Source organism: Parapedobacter koreensis, from assembly GCF_900109365.1.
GTDB classification, from domain to species: domain Bacteria; phylum Bacteroidota; class Bacteroidia; order Sphingobacteriales; family Sphingobacteriaceae; genus Parapedobacter; species Parapedobacter koreensis.
This window is the reverse complement of the sequence record NZ_FNZR01000006.1, coordinates 128,446-154,238: the sequence shown is the minus strand read 5'-3', so window position 1 is coordinate 154,238 and position 25,793 is coordinate 128,446. Positions and strand designations below refer to the sequence as shown.

At 44.6% G+C, this 25,793-nt stretch carries 28 protein-coding genes; 2 read left to right on the top strand and 26 right to left on the bottom strand.

Going from position 1 to position 25,793, the window contains the following annotated elements; genetic code table 11:
• Position 1: 1 nt before the first annotated feature.
• The 22 genes from nuoL to BMW65_RS15335 form a co-directional block, all read right to left on the bottom strand.
• On the bottom strand, positions 2-1,921 hold the full coding sequence (gene nuoL / locus BMW65_RS15445) for an NADH-quinone oxidoreductase subunit L (RefSeq protein WP_090606701.1): 1,920 nt from the start codon (positions 1,919-1,921) through the stop codon (positions 2-4).
• Between the two features lie 42 nt (positions 1,922-1,963).
• Entirely contained in the window at positions 1,964-2,293 is a 330-nt protein-coding gene (nuoK, locus tag BMW65_RS15440; protein ID WP_090606699.1) for an NADH-quinone oxidoreductase subunit NuoK, read from the bottom strand.
• A complete protein-coding gene (locus BMW65_RS15435; RefSeq protein WP_090606698.1) occupies positions 2,294-2,791 on the bottom strand; it encodes an NADH-quinone oxidoreductase subunit J family protein in 498 nt (165 codons plus the stop codon).
• Between the two features lie 27 nt (positions 2,792-2,818).
• Positions 2,819-3,340: a NuoI/complex I 23 kDa subunit family protein gene (locus BMW65_RS15430; protein WP_090606696.1), complete on the bottom strand. Its 522-nt coding sequence runs from the start codon at positions 3,338-3,340 to the stop codon at positions 2,819-2,821.
• A gap of 20 nt (positions 3,341-3,360) precedes the next feature.
• Positions 3,361-4,398 carry an NADH-quinone oxidoreductase subunit NuoH gene (gene nuoH, locus BMW65_RS15425; protein WP_090606695.1) on the bottom strand — a complete coding sequence of 346 codons (1,038 nt, stop codon included), beginning with the start codon at positions 4,396-4,398 and terminating at the stop codon, positions 3,361-3,363.
• Positions 4,399-4,409: 11 nt separating this feature from the next.
• Positions 4,410-5,423, bottom strand: a complete 1,014-nt coding sequence (locus BMW65_RS15420) for an NADH-quinone oxidoreductase subunit G (RefSeq protein ID WP_090606693.1) — start codon at positions 5,421-5,423, stop codon at positions 4,410-4,412.
• Between the two features lie 28 nt (positions 5,424-5,451).
• Positions 5,452-6,807, bottom strand: a complete 1,356-nt coding sequence (nuoF, locus tag BMW65_RS15415; protein WP_090606691.1) for an NADH-quinone oxidoreductase subunit NuoF — start codon at positions 6,805-6,807, stop codon at positions 5,452-5,454.
• 12 nt (positions 6,808-6,819) lie between these two features.
• Complete coding sequence (locus tag BMW65_RS15410) at positions 6,820-7,341, bottom strand: NADH-quinone oxidoreductase subunit NuoE family protein (RefSeq protein ID WP_090606690.1); 522 nt, start codon at positions 7,339-7,341, stop codon at positions 6,820-6,822.
• A complete protein-coding gene (locus BMW65_RS15405) occupies positions 7,334-8,575 on the bottom strand; it encodes an NADH-quinone oxidoreductase subunit D (protein ID WP_090606689.1) in 1,242 nt (413 codons plus the stop codon). The genes BMW65_RS15410 and BMW65_RS15405 overlap by 8 nt, the downstream gene beginning before the upstream one ends.
• An 11-nt stretch (positions 8,576-8,586) precedes the next feature.
• Positions 8,587-9,090 carry an NADH-quinone oxidoreductase subunit C gene (locus BMW65_RS15400; protein WP_090606687.1) on the bottom strand — a complete coding sequence of 168 codons (504 nt, stop codon included), beginning with the start codon at positions 9,088-9,090 and terminating at the stop codon, positions 8,587-8,589.
• Entirely contained in the window at positions 9,083-9,634 is a 552-nt protein-coding gene (locus BMW65_RS15395) for an NADH-quinone oxidoreductase subunit B (protein WP_090606686.1), read from the bottom strand. Before BMW65_RS15395 ends, BMW65_RS15400 begins: the two co-directional genes overlap by 8 nt.
• 156 nt (positions 9,635-9,790) lie before the next feature.
• Entirely contained in the window at positions 9,791-11,095 is a 1,305-nt protein-coding gene (locus tag BMW65_RS15390; RefSeq protein WP_177181152.1) for a S41 family peptidase, read from the bottom strand.
• 205 nt (positions 11,096-11,300) lie between these two features.
• Positions 11,301-12,173, bottom strand: a complete 873-nt coding sequence (locus BMW65_RS15385) for a hypothetical protein (RefSeq protein ID WP_090606684.1) — start codon at positions 12,171-12,173, stop codon at positions 11,301-11,303.
• 1 nt (position 12,174) lies between these two features.
• On the bottom strand, positions 12,175-12,741 hold the full coding sequence (locus BMW65_RS15380) for a hypothetical protein (protein WP_090606682.1): 567 nt from the start codon (positions 12,739-12,741) through the stop codon (positions 12,175-12,177).
• A gap of 76 nt (positions 12,742-12,817) precedes the next feature.
• Positions 12,818-13,042: a hypothetical protein gene (locus BMW65_RS15375; RefSeq protein WP_090606681.1), complete on the bottom strand. Its 225-nt coding sequence runs from the start codon at positions 13,040-13,042 to the stop codon at positions 12,818-12,820.
• Between the two features lie 840 nt (positions 13,043-13,882).
• Positions 13,883-14,260: an NADH-quinone oxidoreductase subunit A gene (locus BMW65_RS15370; protein ID WP_090606908.1), complete on the bottom strand. Its 378-nt coding sequence runs from the start codon at positions 14,258-14,260 to the stop codon at positions 13,883-13,885.
• A gap of 104 nt (positions 14,261-14,364) precedes the next feature.
• Positions 14,365-16,098: a tetratricopeptide repeat protein gene (locus tag BMW65_RS15365; protein ID WP_143053900.1), complete on the bottom strand. Its 1,734-nt coding sequence runs from the start codon at positions 16,096-16,098 to the stop codon at positions 14,365-14,367.
• Positions 16,099-16,130: 32 nt separating this feature from the next.
• Positions 16,131-17,039 (bottom strand): PstS family phosphate ABC transporter substrate-binding protein, encoded by a 909-nt coding sequence (locus BMW65_RS15360; protein ID WP_090606678.1) that lies wholly within the window; start codon positions 17,037-17,039, stop codon positions 16,131-16,133.
• Positions 17,040-17,323: 284 nt separating this feature from the next.
• Positions 17,324-18,157, bottom strand: a complete 834-nt coding sequence (locus BMW65_RS15350) for an energy transducer TonB (RefSeq protein ID WP_090606675.1) — start codon at positions 18,155-18,157, stop codon at positions 17,324-17,326.
• A 25-nt stretch (positions 18,158-18,182) separates the two neighbouring features.
• A complete protein-coding gene (locus BMW65_RS15345; RefSeq protein ID WP_090606674.1) occupies positions 18,183-18,695 on the bottom strand; it encodes an ExbD/TolR family protein in 513 nt (170 codons plus the stop codon).
• A 36-nt stretch (positions 18,696-18,731) separates the two neighbouring features.
• The gene (locus BMW65_RS15340; protein WP_090606672.1) at positions 18,732-19,361 is read right to left on the bottom strand and encodes an ExbD/TolR family protein; all 630 of its coding nucleotides are present in this window, start codon (positions 19,359-19,361) and stop codon (positions 18,732-18,734) included.
• Between the two features lie 80 nt (positions 19,362-19,441).
• Positions 19,442-20,149: a MotA/TolQ/ExbB proton channel family protein gene (locus BMW65_RS15335; RefSeq protein ID WP_245747661.1), complete on the bottom strand. Its 708-nt coding sequence runs from the start codon at positions 20,147-20,149 to the stop codon at positions 19,442-19,444.
• A 28-nt stretch (positions 20,150-20,177) separates the two neighbouring features.
• Between BMW65_RS15335 and BMW65_RS24590 the strand changes: the two genes are divergently transcribed.
• Positions 20,178-20,318: a hypothetical protein gene (locus BMW65_RS24590; RefSeq protein WP_245747660.1), complete on the top strand. Its 141-nt coding sequence runs from the start codon at positions 20,178-20,180 to the stop codon at positions 20,316-20,318.
• Positions 20,319-20,718: 400 nt separating this feature from the next.
• Here BMW65_RS24590 and BMW65_RS15330 read toward each other — a convergent pair whose 3' ends face one another.
• A complete protein-coding gene (locus tag BMW65_RS15330; protein ID WP_090606669.1) occupies positions 20,719-21,063 on the bottom strand; it encodes a translation initiation factor in 345 nt (114 codons plus the stop codon).
• 61 nt (positions 21,064-21,124) lie between these two features.
• A complete protein-coding gene (locus BMW65_RS15325; RefSeq protein WP_090606905.1) occupies positions 21,125-22,003 on the bottom strand; it encodes a diacylglycerol/lipid kinase family protein in 879 nt (292 codons plus the stop codon).
• A gap of 302 nt (positions 22,004-22,305) precedes the next feature.
• Between BMW65_RS15325 and metK the strand changes: the two genes are divergently transcribed.
• Positions 22,306-23,559, top strand: coding sequence for a methionine adenosyltransferase (gene metK / locus BMW65_RS15320; RefSeq protein ID WP_090606668.1), 1,254 nt, complete (start codon positions 22,306-22,308; stop codon positions 23,557-23,559).
• Here the strand turns inward: metK and fabD are convergent.
• Together fabD and BMW65_RS15310 are read right to left on the bottom strand one after the other, a co-directional pair.
• Positions 23,554-24,438: an ACP S-malonyltransferase gene (gene fabD / locus BMW65_RS15315; protein ID WP_090606666.1), complete on the bottom strand. Its 885-nt coding sequence runs from the start codon at positions 24,436-24,438 to the stop codon at positions 23,554-23,556. The two genes, metK and fabD, sit on opposite strands and share 6 nt — an antisense overlap.
• A 73-nt stretch (positions 24,439-24,511) precedes the next feature.
• Positions 24,512-25,738, bottom strand: a complete 1,227-nt coding sequence (locus BMW65_RS15310) for a M16 family metallopeptidase (RefSeq protein WP_090606665.1) — start codon at positions 25,736-25,738, stop codon at positions 24,512-24,514.
• Between the last annotated feature and the right edge of the window lie 55 nt (positions 25,739-25,793).

Sequence of the window (25,793 nt, the reverse complement as noted above, 5' to 3'; positions counted from 1 at the left end):
ATTAACCGTTAAAAAGCCCATAGGCCAAGAGCACCACTACGGCGATGACCATCATAAAGATATAAAACCCGACATTCCCGCTTTGTAGCAAGCGGATTCCCTTACCAGATTCTCCGACGCTCCTGGCAAGACCATTGACCACCCCATCAATACCCGATTTGTCGACCATACGGTATAAAAATACTGACAAGGCATTCAATGGGCGTACGATCAATGCATCATACACCTCATCCACGTAGAATTTACGGTAAGAAAGCCTCGCCAATACACCACGGGGGGCATCGTCCGCAACGGGTACCGTGGCCTTACTTACGTATTGCCGGTAAGCCGCGATGGCCATGATGACAGCGGCCAGCGCTGACACCCCCATCAGGATGTACTCTGTGCTGTGTTCCAAATGAAATGCCCCTGCCTTGGCAGCAGAATCCGCAAATACCGGGGAGAGGAACTCGGCCAACGCATGGCTGCCACCCAGGGCGGAAGGCACGTTGATAAGCCCGCCGATAGCTGCCAGCCCCGCCAGGACTATCAGTGGAATGGTCATCGAAGCGGGCGACTCATGCAAATGAGCGGCTTGCTCAACCGTACCCCTGAACTGACCGAAAAATGTCAGGAACAACATCCTGAACATATAAAATGCGGTAAACAGCGCACCGATAAACCCAAGGCCCCACAGCAACGGATTGTCGGCAAATGCATAGGCCAAGATCTCATCTTTAGAGAAAAAGCCCGACAGTGGCGGGATGCCGGCAATGGCGATTGTGCCGATGAGCATGGTCACGTAGGTCACTGGCAGGTGCTTTTTTAGCCCGCCCATGCTCCGCATGTCCTGTTCGTCGCTCATTGCATGAATTACGGAACCTGCGCCCAAAAACAACAATGCTTTGAAAAACGCATGGGTAATGACGTGGAAAAAGGCACCGGTGAATGCCCCCACGCCTAAGCCCAGGAACATGTAGCCCAGTTGCGAAACCGTGGAATAAGCCAATACTTTCTTGATGTCATTTTGTGTGACGGCGATAACCGCTGCCAACAGCGCGGTACAAATGCCAATGGCAGCCACCACTTGGAGGGTGATGGGAGAAAGTGTAAACAAAATATTGGAACGGGCAATCATGTAGATGCCTGCCGTAACCATTGTAGCCGCGTGTATCAATGCCGATACAGGTGTCGGGCCAGCCATCGCATCCGGCAACCAGGTAAACAACGGAATTTGGGCAGACTTACCTGTGGCAGCCACAAACAACAGCAACGTAATCAACAACAAGGTCGTATCGCCTATTGGCATGTCGGCCGCTTTCGGGAATATTCCCGCAAATTCCAGTGTTCCAAACGTGGTAAAAATCAGAAACACGGCAATGAGGAAGCCCAAATCGCCTATCCGGTTCATGACAAACGCTTTCTTAGCGGCACTGGCATAAGCCGAATTTTTGAACCAGAAACCAATCAGCAGGTACGAACAAAGCCCTACACCTTCCCAACCGATAAACATGACGATATAATTGGAGCCAAGCACCAACAGCAACATGAAAAAGATAAACAGGTTGAGGAAAGCAAAGAACTTCGCGAATCCCGCATCGTGTTTCATATAGCCAGTCGAATAGACGTGGATGAGAAAACCGATGCCCGTGACGATAAGCAACATAATGGCACTCAACGGATCCACCAAAAACGAAAGGGAAACATGTAAATCGCCAGCACTAATCCAATCAAAAATCGATTGTGTGAATGTTGCCGCTTCCCCCGCTTGGCGCGCTCCATATACCACTGAAAACACCCCACAGCTCAACAGAAACGACACCAATACTACACCACTACCGATAATTCCGACCAACGATTTTGGCAATACATTCCTGCCAAGCCCGTTGATCAAAAAACCCAACAAAGGGAGTAGTGGAATCAACCAAATTAACGCTATCATGCTTCTTATGTAAATAGTTCTGTTCTAAAATTCCAAACACTGTCAGCCCCGCAAGCGGTTCAACGCATTGATATCCACCGATCGGGTATTCCGGTACACCATCACGATAATCGCCAATCCCACGGCTACCTCCGCTGCGGCCAAAGCCATGATGAAAAATACGAATACCTGCCCCGACGGATCACCGCTATAAGCCGAAAAAGCCGTCAACAAGAGGTTCACCGAGTTGAGCATCAACTCTACGGACATCATGATGATAATCACATTGCGGCGGATCAACACGCCAATGACACCAATGGCAAAAATAACACTACAAAACAGGATATAATGGTTAAGCGGAACACCCTGCATATTTTGAACGACAGTCTCCATTTAAGCTTTTTTTGGATCGTTTTTAGCCAACAATACCGCGCCTACCATGGCGGTCAACAATAAGATCGAGGAAATTTCAAAAGGGAGAAGAAATTCGCTGAACAGCACCCTACCCAAATTGCCTACTAAACCGATATCGGGGTTTTTAAGCACAATCGGCTCCGATGACGCCAACACCCTGAATGAACCGGCCAACGTGGCCACTAAGCACATACCCGCAATTACGCCCATGAATTTCACCAAGTTGGATTTCATCGGCTCGGTGTCCTTATTGAGATTAAGCAACATCAACACGAACAGGAAGAGCACCATGATCGCTCCCATGTACACAATGAAGTTGACCACGGCAAGGAACTGTGCATTCAATAAAATATAATGCACCGTAAACGTAAAAAATGTGACAACCAGATATAGCACACTATGCACCGGATTCTTAGCAAAGATGGTCATCAGTGCAAAGAATATCGATAGGAAGGCTACAAAATAAAAAACGCTCATGCTGCTTTTTTAAGGTTTTTCAGCTGATTAGGCTGTGATTTCTTTTTCTTTTTTATATTCGAACCGTGGTTCCACCAACTTGTCTTTACCATAAATAAAATCTTTGCGCAATTGCTCAGGCGGTACATGTGACCCATCCAAAAAAATCGCCTCTTTTGGGCAAGCCTCTTCGCAGAGCCCACAGAATATGCAGCGCAACATGTTTATTTCATACACAGCCGCATACTTTTCTTCACGATAGAGATGCTCCTCTCCCTTCTTCCGTTCAGCTGAAATCATGGTAATCGCTTCCGCAGGACAGGAAAGTGCACATAGTCCACAAGCTGTACACCGCTCCCGCCCCGCTTCATCCCGCTTAAGCGAGTGCTGGCCCCTGAAATTCTTGGAATAAGGGCGCTCTACCTCTGGATATTTATACGTTGCCTTAGGCTTAAAAAAATGCCTAATCGTAATACCAAGGCCCCTGGCAATGGCTGGCAGGTACATCCGCTCCCAAAAATTCAGGGGCTTCTGATCCAGTACTTTCTTCCTATTACTTAGTGATTGCATCGTTTCTTCCTTTCAATTCATTAAAAATAGGTGTCTTTCACGATGGTGACGATCCCTGTCAATACAATATTAACGACGGCAAGCGGTATCAAAACCTTCCACCCCAAATTCATCAGCTGATCATAGCGGAAGCGCGGTACTGTCCACCTGATCCACATGAAGAAAAAGATAAAAGCAAGTATCTTGGCAAAAAACACCAGCACACCGATGATGGTAATCCAGTTTTGGGACAACCCCAAATCATACATGAACGGGAAATTGTACCCTCCGAAGTAGAGCGCAGCCATCAATGAAGAAGACACAAACATGTTGATGTATTCAGCAAACATGTAAAAAGCCAGTTTCATGGACGAGTACTCAACGTTGTAGCCCCCTATCAGCTCAGTCTCACATTCGGCAAGGTCAAAAGGCACACGGTTACATTCGGCAAACGCACAAACCAAGAAAATCAAAAAGCCCAATGGTTGCACCCAAATGTTCCAATTGACAAAGCCTTCCTGCTGAGCGACGATTTCCCGGAGTGAGAGGCTGCCGGTCACCATCAACAGCGCAATCAACGAAAGCCCCATGCCGATTTCATAGCTGATGCTTTGTGAAGCGGCACGTACAGCGCCCATCAGCGAATATTTATTGTTAGAAGCCCATCCGCCAATCATGATGCCGTATACACCCAATGCCACCACGCCAAACATATAGAGGACACCAACGTTGATATCGGCTACCTGTAGCCTAATGACGCGCTCACCGATGGTCAGTTCCTGCCCCCAGGGAATCACAGCACTGCTAATACATGCCGTGAACATCGCCACCGTAGGCCCCATAATGAACAAAAACTTATGGGCACCCGCAGGGATAATCTCTTCCTTGAAGAAAAACTTACCACCATCGCAAAGCGGTTGCAGTATACCAAAAGGGCCCGCCCTATCAGGCCCGAAGCGTGCCTGCATAAAACCAGCCACCTTGCGTTCCACCAATGTGGAATACATGGCTATAAACAATGTGATGGCAAACACGGCCACAACTAAAATTGTTTTTTCTACCAATAAAGCAGATTCCATAGTCCTAAATATTACAGCAATTCCTTAGCCCGTTCGAATTGTTCCTTGTTCGTTTCCTGCAATGCCAGGTTTTTCTTGACCACGGCCGGGGGGTTCAGCTCCGCATAGTGGTTGAGCGAGATGACCGAAGTACGTTTCACGTTGCGCGGCCCTTCAATTACCCAATCCGACGTCGATTTCGTTTCAAACCTGCAGGTATTGCAGATAAACTCCTCCACTTCGCCGTATTCATCCTTACGTGCCGTCACACGGAGCACCTCTTCCCCTTTGTACCACAGAGTTACCTTCCCGCTGCATGTCGGGCAATCGCGGTGTGCTTCCACCGGTTTGGTAAACCACACGCGGTTTTTAAACCGGAAGGTCTTATCGGTCAGCGCCCCTACTGGACATACATCAATCACATTACCCGAAAACTCATTGTCTATTGCCTTTTCGATATACGTCGAAATCTCAGCCGCATCACCGCGGCCCAGTACACCGTGTACACGCCGCGGGGTAAGCTGGTCGGCCACAAACACACAACGGTAACAAAGGATACAGCGTGTCATGTGCAATTGCACCTTGTCGCCGATATCAATTTTATCAAAGGTCCGTCGCTCAAATTCATAGCGCGTATTGGCCAGGCCATGCTCATAACCCAAATCCTGCAAGTGGCATTCGCCCGCTTGGTCACAGATGGGGCAATCCAACGGATGGTTGATGAGCAGCATCTCCACCACGCCCTTTCTGGCCTCGATTACTTCGGGGGAAGTGATGTTCTGTACCTCCATGCCATCCATCACCGTAGTGCGGCATGAAGCCACCAACTTCGGCATCGGGCGCGGATCCTTTTCTGACCCTTTGCTTACTTTTACAAGGCATGTACGGCACTTGCCTCCACTACCCTGTAATTTAGAATAATAGCACATGGCCGGGGGCACAATATCGCCTCCAATCAGTCGGGCGGCATTCAATATGGTCGTCCCCGGAGCTACTTCCACCGGAATACCGTCTATGCTTACCTTGAATTTTACGTCTTCAGCCATTTTATTTCTAATTTCGTACGCCAATAGTTCATGAAGCCACCGGCTCCAGCGGATCGGCATAATGCGCCAGTCCGTAATTACGCCGCTGCGCTTCCTGTCCGCTCGTAATATGCCATTCAAACTCATCCCTGAAATGGCGGATGGCACTGGCCACCGGCCAAGCAGCTGCATCTCCCAACGGACATATGGTATTGCCCTCAATTTTTTTGGACACATCCACCAGCAGGTCAATGTCGCTGAATGAACCATGGCCAAACTCAATCCGGTGAAGCACCTTTTCCATCCAGCCTGTACCTTCACGGCAGGGCGAACACTGGCCACAACTTTCATGATGGTAAAACCGTGTGAAGTTCCAGGTATTGCGCACGACACACTGATCTTCATCAAAAGCGATAAACCCGCCAGAACCCATCATCGTGCCGCTCTGGAATCCTCCGTCGGCCAATGACTCATAGGTCATCAACCGGGATTCCCCCTTCAACGTTTTCAAGATCAGGTTTGCTGGCAATATCGGCACCGAAGATCCCCCGGCTACCACCGCCTTCAGGCGTTTGCCATTGGCAATGCCGCCGCAATATTCGTCCGAATAAATAAATTCCTCAACAGGCAACCCCAGTTCGATTTCATAAACTCCCGGCTTATTTAAGTTGCCACTGGCTGAAATCAATTTGGTACCGGTGCTGCGTTCTATCCCTATCTTTGCGTATTCCTCTGCACCCTCATTGATGATAGGCACGGTAGCCGCAATGGACTCCACGTTGTTTACTACGGTAGGGCAATTATACAATCCGGAAACCGCCGGGAATGGCGGTTTTATCCGGGGATTGCCCCGCTTGCCTTCCAGCGATTCCAGCAAAGCGGTCTCTTCGCCACAGATATAAGCGCCGCCGCCAGGCTGTACGTATAATTCCAGATCATACCCGCGGCCCAAAATATTCTTACCCAAGAACCCTGCATTTTTGGCTTCAGCGATTGCTCTTTCAAGGATACGTACCTGTGGCATCATCTCGCCCCGTACATAGATATAGGACGTATTTGCCCCCAGTGCGTAGCTTGCTATGATCATCCCTTCGATCAATGCATGCGGGATATGGGTCATTAAATAGCGATCCTTGAAGGTTCCCGGCTCCGATTCGTCGGCATTGCACACCAAATAACGGGGTACACCCTCCGGCTTAGCCAGGAAGCTCCATTTCATTCCCGTGGGAAAACCTGCCCCACCACGGCCCCGCAAACCCGATTTTTTCACCTCCTCCACCACTTCGTCGGGAGTAAGCGTTTTCAAGGCTTTTTCCACGGCACGATACCCGCCTTTTTGACGGTATACCTCAAAGGTATTGATGCCCGGAACATCGATATGTGTCAATAATAACTTACGTGCCATAACAATCAGCTTTCAGCTCTTGGCTTTTTCCGTTAATTCTTCAATCAGTTTGTCTACGCTTTCTTCGGTGAGGTTTTCATAGAATGTATACTCCGGACCGATTTGCAGTACCGGCCCATAACCACAAGCCGCCAAACACTCAACCCCCCGCCAGCTAAACAGCCCATCAGGTGTTACTTCACCTTCTTTCACACCCAGCCTCTTTTCGATATGTTTCATGATGCGTTCGGCACCTACCAAACAACACGGTCCCGTGCGGCATACCTCCAATGCGTATTTCCCTTGCGGTTGCAGGAAAAACATGGTATAAAATGTCGCCACTTCATACACCTCGATAGGTTCTATGTTTAGATAAGCGGCTACACTATCCATGGCCGGTGCGCTCAGCCAACCATACGTTGCCTGTACTTCATGTAACACGGGCAACAACGCTGATTTCTGTTTCCCTTCGGGGTAGCGGGCCACGATCTCAGCAAACTTGCTGAGCGTCTCTTCCGTGAATTCCACGGGTTCATTATGTTTTACACTAAGCATCGAGTTCTCCCGCTATTACGTTTAGACTACTCATGTTGATGATAGCATCAGAAAGCAACATCCCACTGCTCATGGGCGCATACATTTGGTAATTGATAAATGAAGGCCTGCGGAAATGCAAGCGGTAAGGTGAGCGGCCACCATCGCTAATCAGGTAAAAGCCCAATTCGCCGTTAGCGCCTTCAACACTATGGTACAGTTCTTTTTTCGGCGCATCGATTTCACCCATGACAATCTTGAAATGGTAAATCAACGCTTCCATATTATTGTAGACTTGCTCTTTCGGTGGAAGATAGAAGTCGGGGACATCGGCATGGAATACCCCTTTAGGTTCCTTTTCTATTTTAGCCAATGCTTGTTCAATGATTCGCAAGCTCTGCCACATTTCGTGGTTGCGCACCAAAAACCGATCGTAAACATCACCGTTTGTACCTACGGGTACTTCAAAATCAAATTCTTCATAAGAAGAATATGGCTCATTGGCCCTTACGTCATAGTCCACGCCGGTAGCACGCAGGATAGGGCCGCTCCAACTGTAACTGAGCGCCGTCTCTGGATCCACCGCCGCTACGCCGGATGTCCGGTCAATAAAAATACGGTTACGATCCAACAGCGCCTCAAACTCCTTTAATACCGCAGGAAATTCCTTGACAAACTGCCTGATTTTAGCAAAAGCCACTTCATTGAAGTCTCGCTCGAACCCGCCTATCCGGCCGATATTGGTCGTCAGCCGCGCACCGCATATCTCTTCAAATATTTCATAGATAAACTCGCGTTTCACCATCATAGGGATAAATCCAGCAAACGTACCCGTATCCACACCCAAGATGCCGTTGCAGATGATGTGATCAGCAATCCGCGAGAGCTCCATGATGATCACGCGCATATACTGCACCCGCTTGGGGAGTTCTATTTCCAACAACTTTTCCACCGTCATGTGCCACCCCATATTGTTGATGGGTGACGAGCAGTAGTTGAGCCGATCGGTCAATGTCGTAATCTGATAGTATGCACGGCGCTCCGCGATTTTCTCAAAAGCACGGTGGATATAACCAATGGTCGATACCCCGCTAACGATCCGTTCCCCATCTACTTGCAACACGTTCTGGAATACACCATGTGTAGCAGGGTGCGTAGGCCCGAGGTTGAGCGTGAAAAGCTCATCCTGCGGATCATTGTCGATATAAATCGGCTTATTACTTGTTAGTTTGATTTTGCTGACAGAATCGCTCATATCGTAACCGTTTATCTACCGAAAAAATAGTCCTTCTTATCCATCCGGTTGGGATCTTCCAATGGATACTCTTTGCGCATAGGAAACGCCTCCATATCATCCACGTTCAATATCCTGCGCAGGTCAGGGTGTCCTATAAATTGGATTCCGAAGAAATCATACGTCTCACGCTCCATCCAATTGGCCCCATTCCACAATACCGTGGCAGTGGGGATTGCCGGATATGCACCATCTAAAAATACCTTAATACGAATCCGCACGTTGTTCACCAAGCTATGCAAGTGATAGACTACCGCAAATTCCTTCGCTAAGTCCGGATAATGCACAGCGGTGATGTCCGTAAGATAACCGAATTGCAGTTCCCCATCGGTCTTTAGGAATTCCAGTACATCCAAGATATCTTCTTTTCCGGTCTCAATGGTGAGCAACCCATAAGACGCTTCGATTTGATCGAACCGTCCCTCAAAACGGGTGTTGAGCCGTCCGATAATGCTGTCATTGCTAAGTTTAGCCATTCGTATGGAATCCGTATTTCTCCAACAGCGCCTTATATTCAGGCGTCTGCCTTCTGTTTAGTGGTTCATTCTTTACAATCTCCTGCAACCGCATTACCCCATCGAGGATAGCTTCTGGCCTAGGCGGGCAACCCGGTACATACACGTCTACCGGGATGATTTCATCAATACCCTGCAATACGGAATACGTATCAAATATCCCACCGCTGGATGCACACGCACCAACAGCAATTACCCACCGCGGTTCCGCCATTTGCGAATAGACCTGCCGAAGCACGGGAGCCATCTTTTTAGCAATGGTGCCCATGACCATCAACATATCCGCCTGGCGCGGAGAAAAGCTATTACGCTCCATCCCAAAACGCCCTGCATCATACGTAGCCGCCATGGTAGCCATAAACTCAATGCCACAGCACGATGTCGCAAATGGCAACGGCCATAATGAATTAGCCCGCGCCAATCCAATAGCTTTATCCAACGAAGTTGCGAAAAAACCAGATCCTTGAATACCGGGAGGAGCTTCCGCCATTTTTATATCACTCATTGCTAACCCCTTACCTTTCTAATACAAAAAAACCCATCAGTTTCTACACTGATGAGTACAAATCTACGATATCTTGCCCTTTTAAAAGGCTAATTATATTATTTAGAAACGTTCTAAAAGCTATTATTCCCAGTCCAATACACGCTTTTTCAGCATCTAGTTTTCTATTGAAGAATGTCTATTTATGTTTTCAAGCAATGTCTCTAGTTGATGATCTTCATAGCCGAGTATTTGATTTATAGATCTATGTATTTCAATATCAGGTGAAATGCCGATACCATCAAATAACTCTCCATTTTTTTGATACGAAAGCATGTGAGAGAAGGTCACTTTTATTTCAGAATTCTTCAATTCATAGGTTTTAGACATACCGCTCGATCCGTCGGCGCAAATTCCTGCAATTTTAACATTTTTCAATCCTTTGAACGAGGAAGCAAAAACACTCGCAGCACTAAAAGTCATTTCATTTGTTAATATGTAAACAGGGTTACCATAATAATAAGAATCGGTATTTTTTTTACTATTTATGACCATATAGTGATATTCGCTATAAAGTGTTTCAGAAGTTTCGACTAAAGGATGGAAATTTTCCATATAACTATCTATCGCTTGTTTAGATTCGGGATCTTTAAAATAGCTATAGGGAAATAATTTTCTAGAATTTAAATCCTTTTTCGTATCATCTGATATTTCACCTCTATACCTCGCTAAATTTGCAACCCTGAATTTCTTTGGTGCAATTAAATAATCGGAAAAAAAATCAATTAAATCCCTATTACCTCCACGATTATTCCTAATATCAATAATCAAAGCATTAGTCGTTCTGGCTATATCCAAGATCTGCTTAAGCCATTGAAAATATTCCTTATCCTTCAAATAGCTATACATTTCGGGTACTTTAATATAAGCTATTCGATCTTTATATCGTCTAAATAACATTTTTTTTATTCTATCATCATCTTTATCAAAAGATAAATAGCTATCAATATCTTGCCATTTGTTCCTCGATTTGACTAAGTTTAAAAATAAAACAGTGTCAGATTTAAAGTCCCAACTGGTAAATGTAAATTTCATTTGATCATCAACATTTAATCCTTGCTTGATTTTGTAGAATTCATTTAATTTCTCTACACCTAATGTTTGTTTTGAAAATTTGGGCGCATACTTATTCTCTAAATCATTTTGATCAATAAATTCTTTTATTTTTTGACTATTGATCCTTGTTAAAAAAGGAAAGTTCTTTAGAAAAAAAGAATAAGCTATTTTGTTTTTCTTAACGAGTGCTATTGCTGCACTATCTTTCCAAGGAGCCAAGGAAAAAGGTAAATGATATTTATTTTCGTTCTCACATTCTCCAATATATTCAAGCCAAAAATGCCTATCTCCCAGTTCAGCAAAAACTCCTTTCAATTTAAATGAGAATTCATATTTGTCAATTTTGTCGATCTTTTGGAGGTTCATGATTAGGGAATCTAAGGAATCCAATACCCTTACCTTGTTAATGTTCATAAAAGGTGACCGTTCGCTTAAAAGTCTTTTAATCTTTCCTATTTCACTAATGGCCTCATCATTTGTCAAAGAACACGAACTTACTCTTGTATTACATCCAAAGAATAAAATGATAATACTGAAAGTGATCATAAAAAAAAAAGCTCTAACGCTCATTCTAAAATGAGTTTTTAAAATAAAATATTAGTTCTTGCCATGGAACGATTATAAACTGGAGAAGTATGAATGTAAAAATGTAGTATTTTCTGAATTTCACATTGCTTTGAGAAATGCCTAATATTAAAAGTATTGAACTGAAGCCTATAACAGGAAAGATAAAGTAAGTTCCAACGCAAAATGTTACTAATGCTATATCTTTGATTACACTCTCTTTTTTGCTGAACAAAAAAAGTGATGCAACTAGCCCCTCATATATTAAGCCAAAAATTTGAAAAGTATAAAGTAAATTACCCATATAAGTAGAAGAAGTAAGAGTTACATTACTATTGTTTATTGGTAAATAACTCAATGTCGCAGTAGAATTTCTATTGTTAAGAAGTTCTTGATATGGGACATCTGTAATAAAGTGGGTAATTAACATAAACCTTCCATCGATAAGGAAGGAACCATGTAAAAATCCCGGAACAGTAAATTCATTAATAATTTTCTGAAAAGCTGCAAAAAACATGACCAAGCCTATCAACAACTTTGAATTCAGTCTAAGATATTCGATGTCTTTGTTTGTCCACAAATAAACTGTTATTAATAAAACCCAATAAACGAATAGTATTTTATGGTTGTCGATATTATAAAACTGGAGACTGTTAAAAAAAAGTAATAGAATCGCTATTAATAGCCAAAGGAACTTGTTTGAAGTATACTTGTTAAAAGCTAACATTAACACGCATATTATTCTCATAAAAACATCTAATCCCCAACCAGTACTCCCATCCAGAACCAAGAGTATTAAAGAAAATTTTAGAATTAAATCTTCAAATGAAGAATTGGGAGTTACATTAAACTTAACCAATGAGAGTATCCTATATGCCATATTATTTTAACTTATCAACCAATTTTGCCGCTTGTATTTCATCCAAAAATCGCTTCTTAAACAGGAAGCCTTCTTCAAAAAAATCTGTTTCATATAGTGTAATTTTTACGCTATCAACTTTGATTGCGTTTTCCGACTTAGCAATTTCTGGGCTCTGATAGTATTTTGGCAAATATATCGTATCGTAAAATCTTTGATTTCTTTGTATAATGGCTGCACTTGTGCTATCAATATTATTGGGAATTTCTAATTTTACAGGGCTAAGATGTGAATTAACGATCAAATGGCCTAGTTTTTCTAATTTTCTTTTCGTTGGAAAATTATTAGTAGAACTGAGAAAACTTTTGGAAATAGGTACATCAAGGTTACTCGCAACTACTTTTATTATCAAAGAATCACCGTTAGAAGCGTATCCAACGACAGTGATATTTGCCCTTTTATTGGTGGAAAACATTCCAAATCCCCCACCTTTCCATGGGGTTAACCTATCAAACTGTGAGTGATATAATTGGATTAATGCTACAATAACCAATATAATACATATCAAGTATTTTTCTGCTATTTTCAACGATGTGCCCCCTGGTTGTTTTGTAAACAAAAATAGCTGCAGAAAAATCTACAGCTATTAATATGGCAGTCACTTTTTAATATGGAAAAGCCTCTTCAGGTAAAACCTCTTCACCCGTCTCCTCTCCATGCTCGGCAATTTCCCTCAATCTTTCATCCGAGTTGGGATACATTTCACTAGAGTTATCAGATGATGCTACTGCTATAACATCAGAAACTTGAGCGTTTTCCACTGTTGCTAAAGAAACCGAGCCCGCTAAAATTAGCCCGAGTACACTGTAAAATAAGACTTTTTTTTTCATGACATTTAATTAAGATTACACTTACTTTCAGTAGTTTAACGTCGCTGTTTCGGTTTGTCCGACGAAAGCACTTCCCGTTATTGTTATTAGAACAACATACCTTAATTTAAAGACAATAGCCAACCGTTATTATTGCTTGGGATAACGTAAAAAACCATAGATCCTTACATTCCCGCGATTTTCCTGATTTTTAGTTATTGTATTTGGATAATCATGCAGATGTAGTCCTACATTCGACAGTCGGCCAGTAAATTGCGGATATTTTAGTTATTATAAATAAAAAATATCTAAAACAACAGACACAATTAGGTTTTTATTTGTTTATGCATGAGATAACTCAACTAAAGTAAGCAAAACATCTTGTAAATAAAAAAATATTATAATATTTTTTTATTTACAAGATGTTTTTTACACCTCATACCGGTATTGGGACGTGACCAGATTCTCATCTATCTTTTGGACAAGGAGTACACCAACCTTTCACGGTGGGCTATCATTTTGCCATGGCGACATGTTCCTTATCGGCCTTGCAGGGTCTTTAATGAGTTAGATAATTTTGTTCCAATCTCAACCGATATTAATCGATCTGATATTCAGCACGTCATAAGCATCCTTGACTGTCAACGCTGCTGGACCTGCTAAGTTTCTTTTGGATGATCGTTCGGTGGGCTGATTCGATGACGTCGGAGAGGAACTTTCGCCATTTTTATATCACTCATTGCTAACCCCTTACCTTTTTAATACAAAAAAAACCATCAGTTTACACACTGATGGGTACAATTCTACAATATCTTGCCCTTTTAAAAGGTCAATTATATTATTTAGAACATCTAAAAGCTACTATTCCCAATCCAATACACGTTTTTTCAGCACATAGATAAAGCCCAGAAGAAGCAATGCCATAAACACAAACATTTCAATCAAACCGGACAAGCCAAATTCGCGGAAATTCACCGCCCATGGGTACATAAAGATAACCTCGATGTCAAAAATTACAAACAAAATGGCCACAATAAAGTACTTGATTGAAAAAGGTTGCCTTGCATTCCCGACGACCTCTATACCAGACTCAAATGAACCGAGTTTGGTCTCCGTTTTCACCTTTGGCCCGATGAAATGGGTCAATAGAATCACACCAACGGAAAATAAGGTGGCCACGCCAAATTGGATTAAAATGGGGAGGTAATCGTTGGGCATATTTTGTATTGCTGGTTCCATATCTTGTATCATTTAAGATGCGACAAAGCTAAAAAATAAAGCGCTAATTTTAAAAATTAGCGCTTTATAACATTTTTTTTATTAAGCGTAAACAGCTGGCAGCCTTATTGGCCAGTGGTACCACCCGTTGAAGCAGCTGACTCCTGCTCCAAGTATTGCAATGTTTGTTTCGCCCAAGCGTTCTCAGGGTCAAGCTTCAGGATTTCACCGATCAGGTCTCTTCCCTTCTGGTATTCCCCTCTTTTTACGCTCACTACAGCGATGGTGCTGTACGCGTCAACCAGCCTATTTTTATTCTTCTGAACTTCGCTATCCCCTTTTTCCTTCACCATTTCGATGTATTTCAAGAAATAGGGTTCGGCAAGCCCTTTCGGGTTTTCAGGATCATCCAACAGGTTATTTACATTCGCCCTGAACAGGTAAGCATCCTGAGTAGTCGGTGCCTTTTCGATAACCAGTCCGAGCGCTGTATCAGCTTTCTGCAGCCATTCGGTGCGGGCTGGCTCTTCGGCCAACTGTTTGGTTGCCACACCATAATAGGTAGCAAAGCCAACATAGAAATTGTCAAAGACATAATTCCGGGAAGTAGGCGTAGCGGCAGGTATTTCAAACACCTTAGCTGCCAATGCATACTTCTTTTTATTGGTAACAAGATCCATGCCTACTTCATGTAGGTCATCCGCAATGGAAGAATCCAACTCTACTGCCTTTTTTAGCTGCGCAATACCGTCATTAAAGACCGCTTCATCAACGGCATCGTTAGCAGTTGCAATATTCACATCAGTCAATCCGAGATGCAAATAATCGAGTGGAATGATCCGCTCAGCCTCCATGCGGGTAAACAATTTGTCCAACGCTTCTTTGCTTTCCTGATATTGTTTGTTCTCATAAGCTGAATAGCCCAAATAACGCAATACCTTTGGATTTACATCTTCTAATTGCGCCAATTCAGCAGCTTGCGCTTGCAATTCCGTATAATCTTTCACGTAAACCAAAAAGTCCGCATAGCGAATACGAGATTCCACAGTGTAATCCGTTTTATCCATGTATTGCTTGTAAAACTCAACGGCTTCCTTGTTGCGGGCATTGTAGTCATCTATCGCAGTAGCCGTATTAGCCCAAGCATGATAGGTCTCTGCCAATTCGCGATAGGTTGGTGCATAGTCAGGAACCTCGGTGGCGATCTGTTTCAATCCATCGATAGCTTCCTGCCAAGCATGTGAACCTCTCGTGATAACTTGCATCTGTACACGTGCACGCGTAAGCGTATTATCAAGTACCGTAGCATTACGGTAATTTACATAAGCCTGGCTGGGGTTTTCCAATCCAAAATAAGCGTCGCCCAGTGCCAGCGGAACCAACGGATCCTCGCTGTTTTTGGCTTTAGCTTGGTCAAGGTATTCCACAGCCTTTTGGTAATCGGGTTGCGGTGCATCAATATAGGCACGTCCAATGTGGTAAAGCTCCAGATAGTCTTTCCGTTTCAATCCCGCAGTGGCCTCTGCAAACTTGGTAGCAGCCGCACTACCATTTTCTTTGTATAAGTCCACAATTCCCTGCCCCACTTTGTTCAAATTACCTTTAGGATCCGCTGTTAAACCTTGATTAAAAACGTTCAACGCGGAATCCAAGTGCTCATTGTGTATATACACAAGCCCTAAATAAAAGTAATTCACTCCATCCTTGGGCTTGTTACTTACAAGTGTCTCTAACATTCCTTTGGCCTGGGCAAATTGCTCGGCATCAATCGCCTTCTTCGCATCGTCCAAGCTCTGCGCACGTACTCCCGTAACCACAAAAGCAAGGGATATACCCCATATCATTGCTTTTTTCATCATTTTCATTTTATTTAGTGTTCAACCTTTATTTACTATCTGATAATCAATTCCCTGGGCGGTACACTATCCGGCATCAATCCGGACTTCAAAATCACCCGCTGACCAGACTCTCCTGTCAAAAAAGCTGCAAAGCCCATGCCTAAACTTTTCCGTGGCTCTGCATTGATGATGTAAACCGGGCGAGCAAGCGCGTATAGACTATCCGCCAAGTTTGTTTGGGAGGGTTTATAATAGCCTCCGCTACCGATCTTACCTTCCTGACCTTTCACAGCCAAGACTTTAATCCCTTCGACATACTTCCTTGTGCTGCTATCAGGCCTTACCACCCAATTAATCCCCACCACTCCCACAGATTGCGGCGTTTCGTATACATATTTGAGCACGTCAGCATTTGATTTCAATGCATAAACACCCGTCGCAGGCAACGTATCCACACCAGCCAGTTCTTTCAGCAGCCGCACGGTACTTGAATTGGGATTGTCAAATACCAACCTGTTTAACGGTCCATCACCCGCGTTGCCTTTCATAATCTCCGTGATACGATCCACCGTAATGGTAGAGTCGGAGACCTGCTTATTGACCACAAAGGTCACGGCATCTGTTGCAAATTTGTATATCCGGGGCGCAAATTTCCGCGCTTTAAAGAACGCATTTTCTTCTTCAGTCAACAGTCTTGTTAAAACGACCACCTCCACTTCTTTGTTCAAAAGCTTGCTGACGATCTGGTTTTCCTGTGCACTCGCCAAGGCTACTTCTGTTCGGTCGTACAGATGCTCAAACACGGCCACTTGCTCCTCCATAATAGGAAGCAACGTCTCATCTGTCAAAACCTGCAATCGTCCACTCACTATCGTCCGCTTTTCATCGGACTGACGACCCCCGCATGCCCATAATAAAGCAAGAATGCAAGAAATGAGGGGTAATAATACAAATTTTTTCATTGTTATGAAAAAATATCACGTTTTTTTTAAAACTAATTGTTCCTGCCTATCGATTTTGCAAAAGCCGGACAAAACGAAAAAAAGAATAGACCACCAATAATATTCCAAACAGTGTACGCACGGTACTACTTAATTCAAGCGGAAAATCCTTCCAAAAAATGATTATCAGGCCCAATGCAAAGTAAAAACCAAACATAAATAGCCCCAAAACAGACAGAAACCGCTTGGTGGGCGATTTCTGTCTGCCATTATTATCCCTGTAGTATCTTGACACCAGCGTTTATCTACTGTTGAAGATTAAGTCGGATGGGCAATGTATAAGCGACACGCACCGGCCGCCCATTCTGAATACCCGGGCTCCACTTAGGTGCCTTCTGCAGCAACTTCAACGCTGCTTCTCCAGTGCCGTATTTCAAATCCCTTACCACCCGGATATCCGTCAGGCTTCCGTCGCGTTCTACTACGAACGAAATCTGAACTTGTCCATTCACGCCAGCTTCAATAGCTGCCTGTGGGTAATCATAGTTTTTACCTACCCACTCCATGAACGATTTCAATCCCCCCGGTGGTTCCGGGTTAATCTCCACCGACTGGAAGATCTGGTCACTGCTCGATTCCGTCACCTCTGCATCTATCTCACCTTCGCCCACCGGCAAATCGATTCGGATTTCGGCATTCGGATCGCCTTCAATTGTTTTTGACCCGGGATCAGCCAACTTAAGCTGTTCAACCGTGGGTGGCTCTTCATCCTGTACTTGTTCGGCAGGGACAACCTTTGGTTCGGGCATCCGTACCTGATCCACGCGAGGAGGAGGAGGCTCTACCGGTGGAGGGGGAGGAGGTTCCTCCTCGTTCACCGGTGGTGGCTCAGAGAGCACCACCTCGGTCTCAATGATTTGCTCCGTTGGTTCGCTCCCACCTAAGTCTATTCCTATCCACCGGGCAATAGCCGGTGACATGAGTAGAAGTACAAACGCAACGGAAGCCGAAAACAACCCGATATTGGTAGCCCTCGGTGACAACTTACGGAGATCGTATGCACCGTAAGTCTTGTTCCGACCGTCAAATACCACATCGAGCCATTCTTTCTTAAAAATATCTAATTTTGAACCTATCATAGCTATCGTATTATGTGGTTATTCATCAATCATTATACAAATTATCCCGCTGCAACACTTCTATCTCCGGATCACTGATGGTACCAATCATATAAATCGGCGCTTTGATGATATTCATTTCATCCAAGATATCCACCAAATTGCGGTGTGTGGACTTTTCACTGGGACGTATCACAATAATCAGATCCTTCCCGGTCTGCTGACTTATTTGCTCCATCTTCTTCATCAAGACAGGCCGAATCCCATCTTTGCCATAATCTACGATTTCAGGTCCTTCAATCGGGTTGCTATAATCGCCATGATACCACTCAACCTTATTATTGCTACCGAGCAACAACGTCAATGTTCGGGTATCGGCGACCTCAAGCCTATCTTCCGGATCTTCATCGTTCTTATCTGGCATAGCCACGTCCATGGCATTGGGTTTGTTGATGGAAGTGGTAAGCATGAAAAACGTGATCAAGAGAAACGCCAAGTCCACCATGGCTGTCAAGTCCACTCTCGGCTGCTGCTTACCACCGGTATTTAATTCTGCCATTTTTTTATATCCTTTATGCTATTAAAACCGTATTGCCTACAATTCTTCTCCGGCGCGGAGACTGGTGATCAAGCTAAACTTATTCACCTTTTGGCTTTGCAATACATCGATTACCTTCTTGATCTCGGGGTACTTCTCTTCAGCATCCCCTTTTATTGACACCCTCATCTCGGCATTCTTCAACTCCTTTGTTGCTACACGGGCCGAATAAATCCAGTGGTACAACTCATTGCCGAGCGCATCAGTAGAGTCAACGGGAATACCTGGCTGCAGTCCGGGCCTTACCCGGTCGTTGGGGCCGAGATTGATGAGCTGTTTCAGGCTACCTATTGGTACACCAAAACTTTCCATCGTCGAAAATTCAGCCTTTTCCTCTGGAGTAAACGGGATAGCATACTTTTCTGACATGAGTTCGAGCATCCTGCCACGTGCATTCCTATTTACCACGCCAAAGAAAACTTTGCCCCCGTCACCTATAGTGATCAATCCCAAATCATCGTCTGGCAGTTTTACCTGTGTCACCGAAGCGGGTGTATCCACCTGCAATGGTTCGGGCTGCCGGGCTGTGGCCGTCAATATAAAAAACGTAAGCAGTAGGAATGACACATCGCACATTGCCGTCATGTCTATCGTCGTACTTGCTCTTTTAACTTTTACCCTTGGCATAATTAGTGTAATTTTAATTGCTTACTTATTGATAAGATGCACTTCCATCCGGTATTCCATAAACCGGATGAAATTTTTTACTATTTGTGCGTAGCTGCGTAAGTCTGTACAATAGAGAAACCAGCCTCATCAATCGAATAAGTCAACGTATCGATCTTAGAAGTGAAGATATTGTAGAAAACGATGGCAATTGCCGATGTTGCGATACCCGTTGCCGTATTGATAAGTGCTTCAGAGATACCGTTTGCCAATTGAGCTGAATCCGGAGCACCACCTGTTGCCAATGCGGAGAAGGCCTTGATCATCCCGGTTACCGTACCCAACAGCCCCGTCAATGTACCGATGGATACCAAGGTAGCCATGATAGTCAGGTTTTTTTCAAGCATCGGCATTTCCAGCGCAGTAGCTTCTTCGATTTCCTTTTGGATAGCCACGGTAGCTTGTTCTGTATCAAGGCCAGGATTTGCCGATACATCCTTGTATTTCAACAAGCCTGCTTTAATCACGTTTGCTACCGATCCTTGTTGCTTGTCGCATTCTGAGATAGCCGAATCAATGTTGCCTCCGCCGATAAGCGATTGGATTTTCCGCACGAAGTTACCCACATTGCCTTTTCCAGAAGCCCGGCTGATCACGATGAAACGCTCAACTGCGAACACCCATACCATCAGGAATAATCCCAACAATACCGGTACTACAAATCCAGCATGGTATACCATCCCAAGGTAGTTACCTTCTACAGGACGGTTTTCAGGGTTGCCATCCACGAAGTTATTCGGATCTCCCATAATGAATCTCCAAACCAATGCGCCGATAATGAAACAAAAGATAATTGCTAGACTTGCAAAAACATTGGATGTTGAATTGCTCTTTTCCTTTTTTGCTGTACTTGTTTTTGGTGCGTTTGCCATTTTTTTTGAATTTTTAGATTTTAACGTTGTTAAATATGATTTTTAAGTAAATTGTGCAATTTAATGCTTTATTAACCATCAAAATGGTCAAAGCAAATATAGTGTTTTATACTAAAAACAAAATCTTTGTCAATAATTGTTTAGTTAAACTTCTTTACTTACCAGGAGTGCGCAGCAGCAGCATCAACACACCCTAAACAAACATCACTTCTGTAATCCAAAAGCAATTTTTTTACAATGAAAACTATTTTTTTTTGTAATTGCAAATTAAACATTCAAATAAATAGTGATTGGGTAGTGTATAACAGCGTTCAAACATTGATGGGCTCCTTAATCTTTCGGTCGATCAACCCACAAGTGATTAGTTATAAACAAGTTAACCAAGATACGCCTACCTGCTTTTAATCTCAATTATATTTTTTTTGTTACTTCCGATTAGGTTGCCGTCACCCACCTGCCAATTTAGCGCGATACCCTTCATCCGTCAGCAACTGCAATATACGTTGCCTAAAATCACCCTGAATGATGATTTCGCCCTCTTTGGTGCTCCCTCCTACGCCGCATTTCTGCTTTAGCAATTTACCCAACACTTCCAAATCTTCCGATGTACCTACGAAGCCTTTGACAAGTGTCACCATCTTCCCGCCCCGCATCTTCTTATCCAGCATAACGCGCAGATTCTGCTTACTCTTGGGTGGTGTCGATTCTTCTTTAAATTCCTCTTCTACGTGGTATGCGAATGTTTCATCCGTGGAATATACCACACCGCTATACCGCTGTTTCTTCTTCATGCTTTAGTAAACGATTATTTTATGAATAAATTACGTTTAACGTCAAAATTGATACGGTGGCTCAACAAAGGATAATCAATGACCCAGGATTCACAGCAATATCCAATACGGCTCCCATTTCCTTCGGTTCGCCATCCACATGTACAGCCCCTGCACATTCCCGTTCGATACGGATCTGCCGACCGGGGATGATTTCTACGTACTCCGATTGGTCAGCCGTCTTGTTAAACAGGTGAAACACCATCATGGGAATCGTATATAACGGGAATTTATGGACGATGCATACATCCAATATGCCATCGGTCACGGATGCCTGCGGGGCAACATATGCATTATTGCCATACTGCGGCGAATTAGCAACACTTATCATAAAGGCCTCGCGTTCAACTATTTTTCCATCAATATCCAACACACATCGCGCTGGTTTATAGGTACTTATTTCGGCTAATACCGCCTTTAAGTATCCGATAGGCCCCCGAAGCGAGTCATTGGCAAACCGATCACTTACCGAAGCATCGAACCCGATACCGGCCATATTGAAAAAGGGCAAGCCATTGATGACACCGCTGTCAATCTTCATCGGCTCAAACCGATTCAATCGCCGCACGGCTGCCCGTTCATTGAGCGGTATACCCAAGTATAGCGCCAAGCCATTGCCCGATCCTTCTGGAATCACGCCCAATGCGGTACCGGTACCGTTCAGGGCAGATGCAATTTCATTGATTGTACCGTCTCCGCCCACCGCTACCACGACATCCAGCTCGTCAGCTACAGCCTTTGCCGCCAGCTCGTTAGCATGGCCTACACATTCCGTAAAGACAAATTCAGGATCATATTGTGCTAAATCAAGATCTTCCAGCACGACCTTCTCGACCCCTTTTTTCTTCTTACCGCCCGATATCGGATTAATAATAAATAAAATACGCTTCTTCTCCACCATGCTATTTGGCGTGTTTATTAGCACAAATGTATCAGCAATAATGATATATTCTATTGGGTATGGCAACAATTTATAAAAACTTAATACCATCCTGTCCCGAATGATGAATCTAGCAACTCGCCATTTTGAAAACAACAAAAGTATTGTAGCTTTGCAGCGTGAAATGTGGATTGATTTGCATATGATAGCCCTCCAGAGCCTTCATAGGATTGCAACCACGGTAAAAAAGTGCTAAAAACATGCTTTCCCCCATTTCAACCATTTAAATATTATATTATTTATTATTAGAAAACAATAACGGTATGCCTTATTTATTCACTTCAGAATCCGTTTCCGAAGGACATCCAGATAAGATAGCTGATCAGATTTCAGATGCGCTTATTGACAACTTCCTGGCGTGGGATCCGGATTCGCGCGTTGCCATTGAAACATTGGTCACCACCGGACAAGTGGTGCTTGCCGGTGAAGTTAAATCCAAAATATACTTGGATGTACCCAAAATCGCGCGCTCAGTGATCGAACGCATCGGGTACACCAAATCTGAATACATGTTTGAGGCCAACTCCTGCGGAATCCTTTCTGCCATCCATGAGCAGTCCCCGGATATCAACCAAGGCGTAGACCGTAAAGAAAAGCAGGAGCAAGGTGCAGGGGATCAAGGGATCATGTTTGGCTATGCAAACAATGAAACCGAAAATCTAATGCCTTTGGCCCTTGACCTTGCACACAGGTTGCTCTACGAACTTGCCGCACTGCGCCGTGAAAATGACGAAATAAAATACCTGAGGCCCGACTCAAAGGCGCAGGTAACCCTTGAATACGACGATAATCACCGACCTACCCGCATTGATGCCATTGTCGTATCCACCCAACATGACGAGTTTGACAGCGAAGCTGCCATGCTTGAGAAAATCAAACGGGATATCATTGACATTCTCATGCCCAGGGTAAAATCACAATTGAAGCCGGAGCTGCAGCAGCTTTTCACCGACAGCATCAAATATCACATCAATCCGACCGGCAAATTCGTAATCGGCGGACCGCATGGTGATACCGGGCTGACTGGCAGGAAGATCATTGTCGATACGTATGGTGGCAAAGGTGGCCATGGTGGTGGTGCCTTCTCTGGTAAGGATCCTTCCAAAGTAGACCGCTCTGCGGCATATGCAACCCGGCATATCGCCAAAAATTTAGTGGCTGCAGGCGTGGCTGACGAACTTTTAGTCCAAATCTCCTACGCCATCGGTGTAAAAGACCCCATTGGTATATACGTCAATACCTATGGCACAGCTAAAGTGGGGCTGTCAGATGGCGAAATTGCCGCTAAAATCCAGGAGCTGTTTGACATGACACCCTATGGTATCGAAACACGGCTCAAGCTCCGCAGCCCGATTTATTCAGAAACAGCAGCATATGGCCATATGGGACGCGAACCGCGAACCGTGACCAAAACCTTCGAAAACAGCAATGGGGAAACCACTTCGCTGGATGTGGAGCTGTTTACGTGGGAAAAATTAGATTATGTAGACAACGTGAAAGCCGCTTTCGACCTATAAGGTCGCAGCGGCTGTCTCCACTTGGCGGTTTATTTTTTTCACCAATCCCTGCAATACGTTGCCAGGCCCTACTTCCGTAAATGAAGCAGCGCCATCTTCAATCATATGCAGGACCGTTTGCGTCCAACGTACCGGCCCTGTAAGCTGTTCGATCAAATTGCGCTTTATGGCCGCCGGATCCCTATAGGGCTTGGCATCGATGTTCTGATATACCGGGCACACCGGTTCATTGATCGTCGTGGCCTCTATAGCTGTCTGCAATTCTACCTTAGCAGCTTCCATCAATGGAGAATGGAATGCCCCCCCTACATTGAGTTTCAGGGCGCGCTTCGCACCTGCCTCCAGCAGCAGTTCACAAGCTTTATCCACCCCTTCAATCGTTCCTGAAATCACCAGTTGCCCCGGACAGTTGTAGTTAGCAGGCACCACCACGTCGCTCACCCGCTGGCAAATGTCTTCTACGGTGAAATCATCAAGTCCCAGGATGGCAGCCATCGTAGAAGGTTGGATTTCGGTGGCCTTTTGCATGGCATTCGCACGCGCAGCGACCAGCCGCAGGCCGTCTTCGAAGCCCAATGCTCCCGCAGCCACCAAGGCCGAAAATTCACCCAATGAGTGTCCGGCCACCATATCCGGATTAAATGCCCGGCCCAATACGTTCGCCAAGATAACCGAATGCAGGAAAATCGCCGGTTGGGTCACGCGGGTTTGTTTCAGATCCTCGTCCGTGCCTTCAAACATTACATCCGTAATGCGGAAACCCAAAATTTCATTGGCCTGTTCAAACAGAAACCTTGTTTCTTCACTATGGTTATACAGATCGCTGCCCATCCCTACGAATTGAGCTCCTTGTCCGGGGAATATATACGCGTGCTTCATTTGTTGTTCAGTTTAATTAATATAGGTGACAAAATATCGGCAAAGATATCAAAAAACCGCATGAAGTCCTTGCTTATTCCGGGACAAAGCGCAAGCTGGAAAGATGCCCATCAGCAAATATCTCATTGGCAATAGCCAGCAATTGATCGGCCGTTACCGCGTCGATTTTCGCAAAAACCTCCGCCAAGGTTTGTACTTGGCTGTAATCCAGCAGACTTTTGGCCAATGTGATAATCAGATTAAGCCTGTTTTCTTCCCCCAGTGCAATTTGGCCTTTGAATTTCTTCTTTGCTTGGTAAAGTTGCATTACCCCTAGTTTCTGGTCACGCATTTTTTTCAGTTCACGCGTCACCAACCGCGCAGCCTTGTCCACTTTTTCCTCATCCGTTCCAAAATAGACATGGAACAAGCCCGTATCCGAAAACGGCGTATAGTTGGATTCGATGGTATATGCGATCCCATGTTTCTCGCGTATAATGAGATTGAGCCGGGAGCTCATGCCCATCCCGCCTAAGATATTGTTGAGCAGCAATAGCCCGGTTTTATATTCGTGATGGTTGTCATAGGCCAGGCCACCCATGACGTAGTGGGATTGATTAATGGGTTTTTTAATGACAACATGGGTATTTTCATGCTCGGCAGGAGATGATTTTCTTTTTCGGCGTTGGTTTTCCGGAATCTTACCCAAGATCCGGGTGACGATACCGTTGGTTTCTTTCCAGGTATAATCACCGCTGATACCGATTATCGTCTCATGCGTATTATAATGCTGCTGGATGAATGCAACAATGTCCGCCTTGGCAAGCCGCTTGAGGTCATCTACCGTACCTAAGATGTTATGTCCCAATGCATGCCCCCGAAAAAGCTGATCCTCGAAATCATCCATGATAGCTTCTTCAGGGCTATCCCAATACGAGGCCATCTCATCCAGGATCACCCCTTTTTCCTTTTCCAGCTCATTTTCCGGAAAAACAGAATGGAAAAACAAATCTTCAAAAAGATCCAGCGCGCGTGCCAAATACGGCGACAGGAAAGACGCGTGGACGCAGGTATACTCTTTCGTCGTATAGGCATTGAGATCCCCGCCCACAGCTTCCAACCTATTCAATATCTGTGTCGTATTGCGTTTTTCCGTTTGCTTAAACAGGAGGTGTTCGATGAGGTGAGCCAATCCGTAGTGGCCTTCTCCCTCATCCCGTGCCCCAGCGTTGATGATCATGCATACATGGGATACCGGAGAAGCAGCATGATGCAGGATTACCCGGATGCCATTTGGCAGATGAATGAGCTCATATTCCATTGCCACGCAAGATAATAAAAAAACCTGCCGGGTTTTTAAAAACCCGGCAGGTTTT

Bases quoted from the DNA above. Each gene is read 5' to 3' on its own strand.
- BMW65_RS15410 (WP_090606690.1), bottom strand. From the start codon at position 7,341: ATGCTTAGTGTAAAACATAATGAACCCGTGGAATTCACGGAAGAGACG.
- BMW65_RS15330 (WP_090606669.1), bottom strand. From the start codon at position 21,063: ATGAAGAAGAAACAGCGGTATAGCGGTGTGGTATATTCCACGGATGAA.
- BMW65_RS24590 (WP_245747660.1), top strand. From the start codon at position 20,178: ATGAAACAAAAGATAATTGCTAGACTTGCAAAAACATTGGATGTTGAA.
- BMW65_RS15310 (WP_090606665.1), bottom strand. From the start codon at position 25,738: ATGGAATATGAGCTCATTCATCTGCCAAATGGCATCCGGGTAATCCTG.
- BMW65_RS15345 (WP_090606674.1), bottom strand. From the start codon at position 18,695: ATGGCAGAATTAAATACCGGTGGTAAGCAGCAGCCGAGAGTGGACTTG.
- BMW65_RS15365 (WP_143053900.1), bottom strand. From the start codon at position 16,098: ATGATGAAAAAAGCAATGATATGGGGTATATCCCTTGCTTTTGTGGTT.
- BMW65_RS15390 (WP_177181152.1), bottom strand. From the start codon at position 11,095: ATGAACCTCCAAAAGATCGACAAAATTGACAAATATGAATTCTCATTT.
- nuoK (WP_090606699.1), bottom strand. From the start codon at position 2,293: ATGGAGACTGTCGTTCAAAATATGCAGGGTGTTCCGCTTAACCATTAT.
- fabD (WP_090606666.1), bottom strand. From the start codon at position 24,438: ATGAAGCACGCGTATATATTCCCCGGACAAGGAGCTCAATTCGTAGGG.
- nuoL (WP_090606701.1), bottom strand. From the start codon at position 1,921: ATGATAGCGTTAATTTGGTTGATTCCACTACTCCCTTTGTTGGGTTTT.
- BMW65_RS15335 (WP_245747661.1), bottom strand. From the start codon at position 20,149: ATGGGAGATCCGAATAACTTCGTGGATGGCAACCCTGAAAACCGTCCT.
- BMW65_RS15350 (WP_090606675.1), bottom strand. From the start codon at position 18,157: ATGATAGGTTCAAAATTAGATATTTTTAAGAAAGAATGGCTCGATGTG.
- BMW65_RS15375 (WP_090606681.1), bottom strand. From the start codon at position 13,042: ATGAAAAAAAAAGTCTTATTTTACAGTGTACTCGGGCTAATTTTAGCG.
- BMW65_RS15325 (WP_090606905.1), bottom strand. From the start codon at position 22,003: ATGGTGGAGAAGAAGCGTATTTTATTTATTATTAATCCGATATCGGGC.
- nuoF (WP_090606691.1), bottom strand. From the start codon at position 6,807: ATGGCACGTAAGTTATTATTGACACATATCGATGTTCCGGGCATCAAT.
- BMW65_RS15430 (WP_090606696.1), bottom strand. From the start codon at position 3,340: ATGCAATCACTAAGTAATAGGAAGAAAGTACTGGATCAGAAGCCCCTG.
- nuoH (WP_090606695.1), bottom strand. From the start codon at position 4,398: ATGGAATCTGCTTTATTGGTAGAAAAAACAATTTTAGTTGTGGCCGTG.
- BMW65_RS15435 (WP_090606698.1), bottom strand. From the start codon at position 2,791: ATGAGCGTTTTTTATTTTGTAGCCTTCCTATCGATATTCTTTGCACTG.
- BMW65_RS15385 (WP_090606684.1), bottom strand. From the start codon at position 12,173: ATGGCATATAGGATACTCTCATTGGTTAAGTTTAATGTAACTCCCAAT.
- metK (WP_090606668.1), top strand. From the start codon at position 22,306: ATGCCTTATTTATTCACTTCAGAATCCGTTTCCGAAGGACATCCAGAT.
- BMW65_RS15395 (WP_090606686.1), bottom strand. From the start codon at position 9,634: ATGAGTGATATAAAAATGGCGGAAGCTCCTCCCGGTATTCAAGGATCT.
- BMW65_RS15400 (WP_090606687.1), bottom strand. From the start codon at position 9,090: ATGGCTAAACTTAGCAATGACAGCATTATCGGACGGCTCAACACCCGT.
- BMW65_RS15360 (WP_090606678.1), bottom strand. From the start codon at position 17,039: ATGAAAAAATTTGTATTATTACCCCTCATTTCTTGCATTCTTGCTTTA.
- BMW65_RS15340 (WP_090606672.1), bottom strand. From the start codon at position 19,361: ATGCCAAGGGTAAAAGTTAAAAGAGCAAGTACGACGATAGACATGACG.
- BMW65_RS15420 (WP_090606693.1), bottom strand. From the start codon at position 5,423: ATGGCTGAAGACGTAAAATTCAAGGTAAGCATAGACGGTATTCCGGTG.
- BMW65_RS15370 (WP_090606908.1), bottom strand. From the start codon at position 14,260: ATGGAACCAGCAATACAAAATATGCCCAACGATTACCTCCCCATTTTA.
- BMW65_RS15405 (WP_090606689.1), bottom strand. From the start codon at position 8,575: ATGAGCGATTCTGTCAGCAAAATCAAACTAACAAGTAATAAGCCGATT.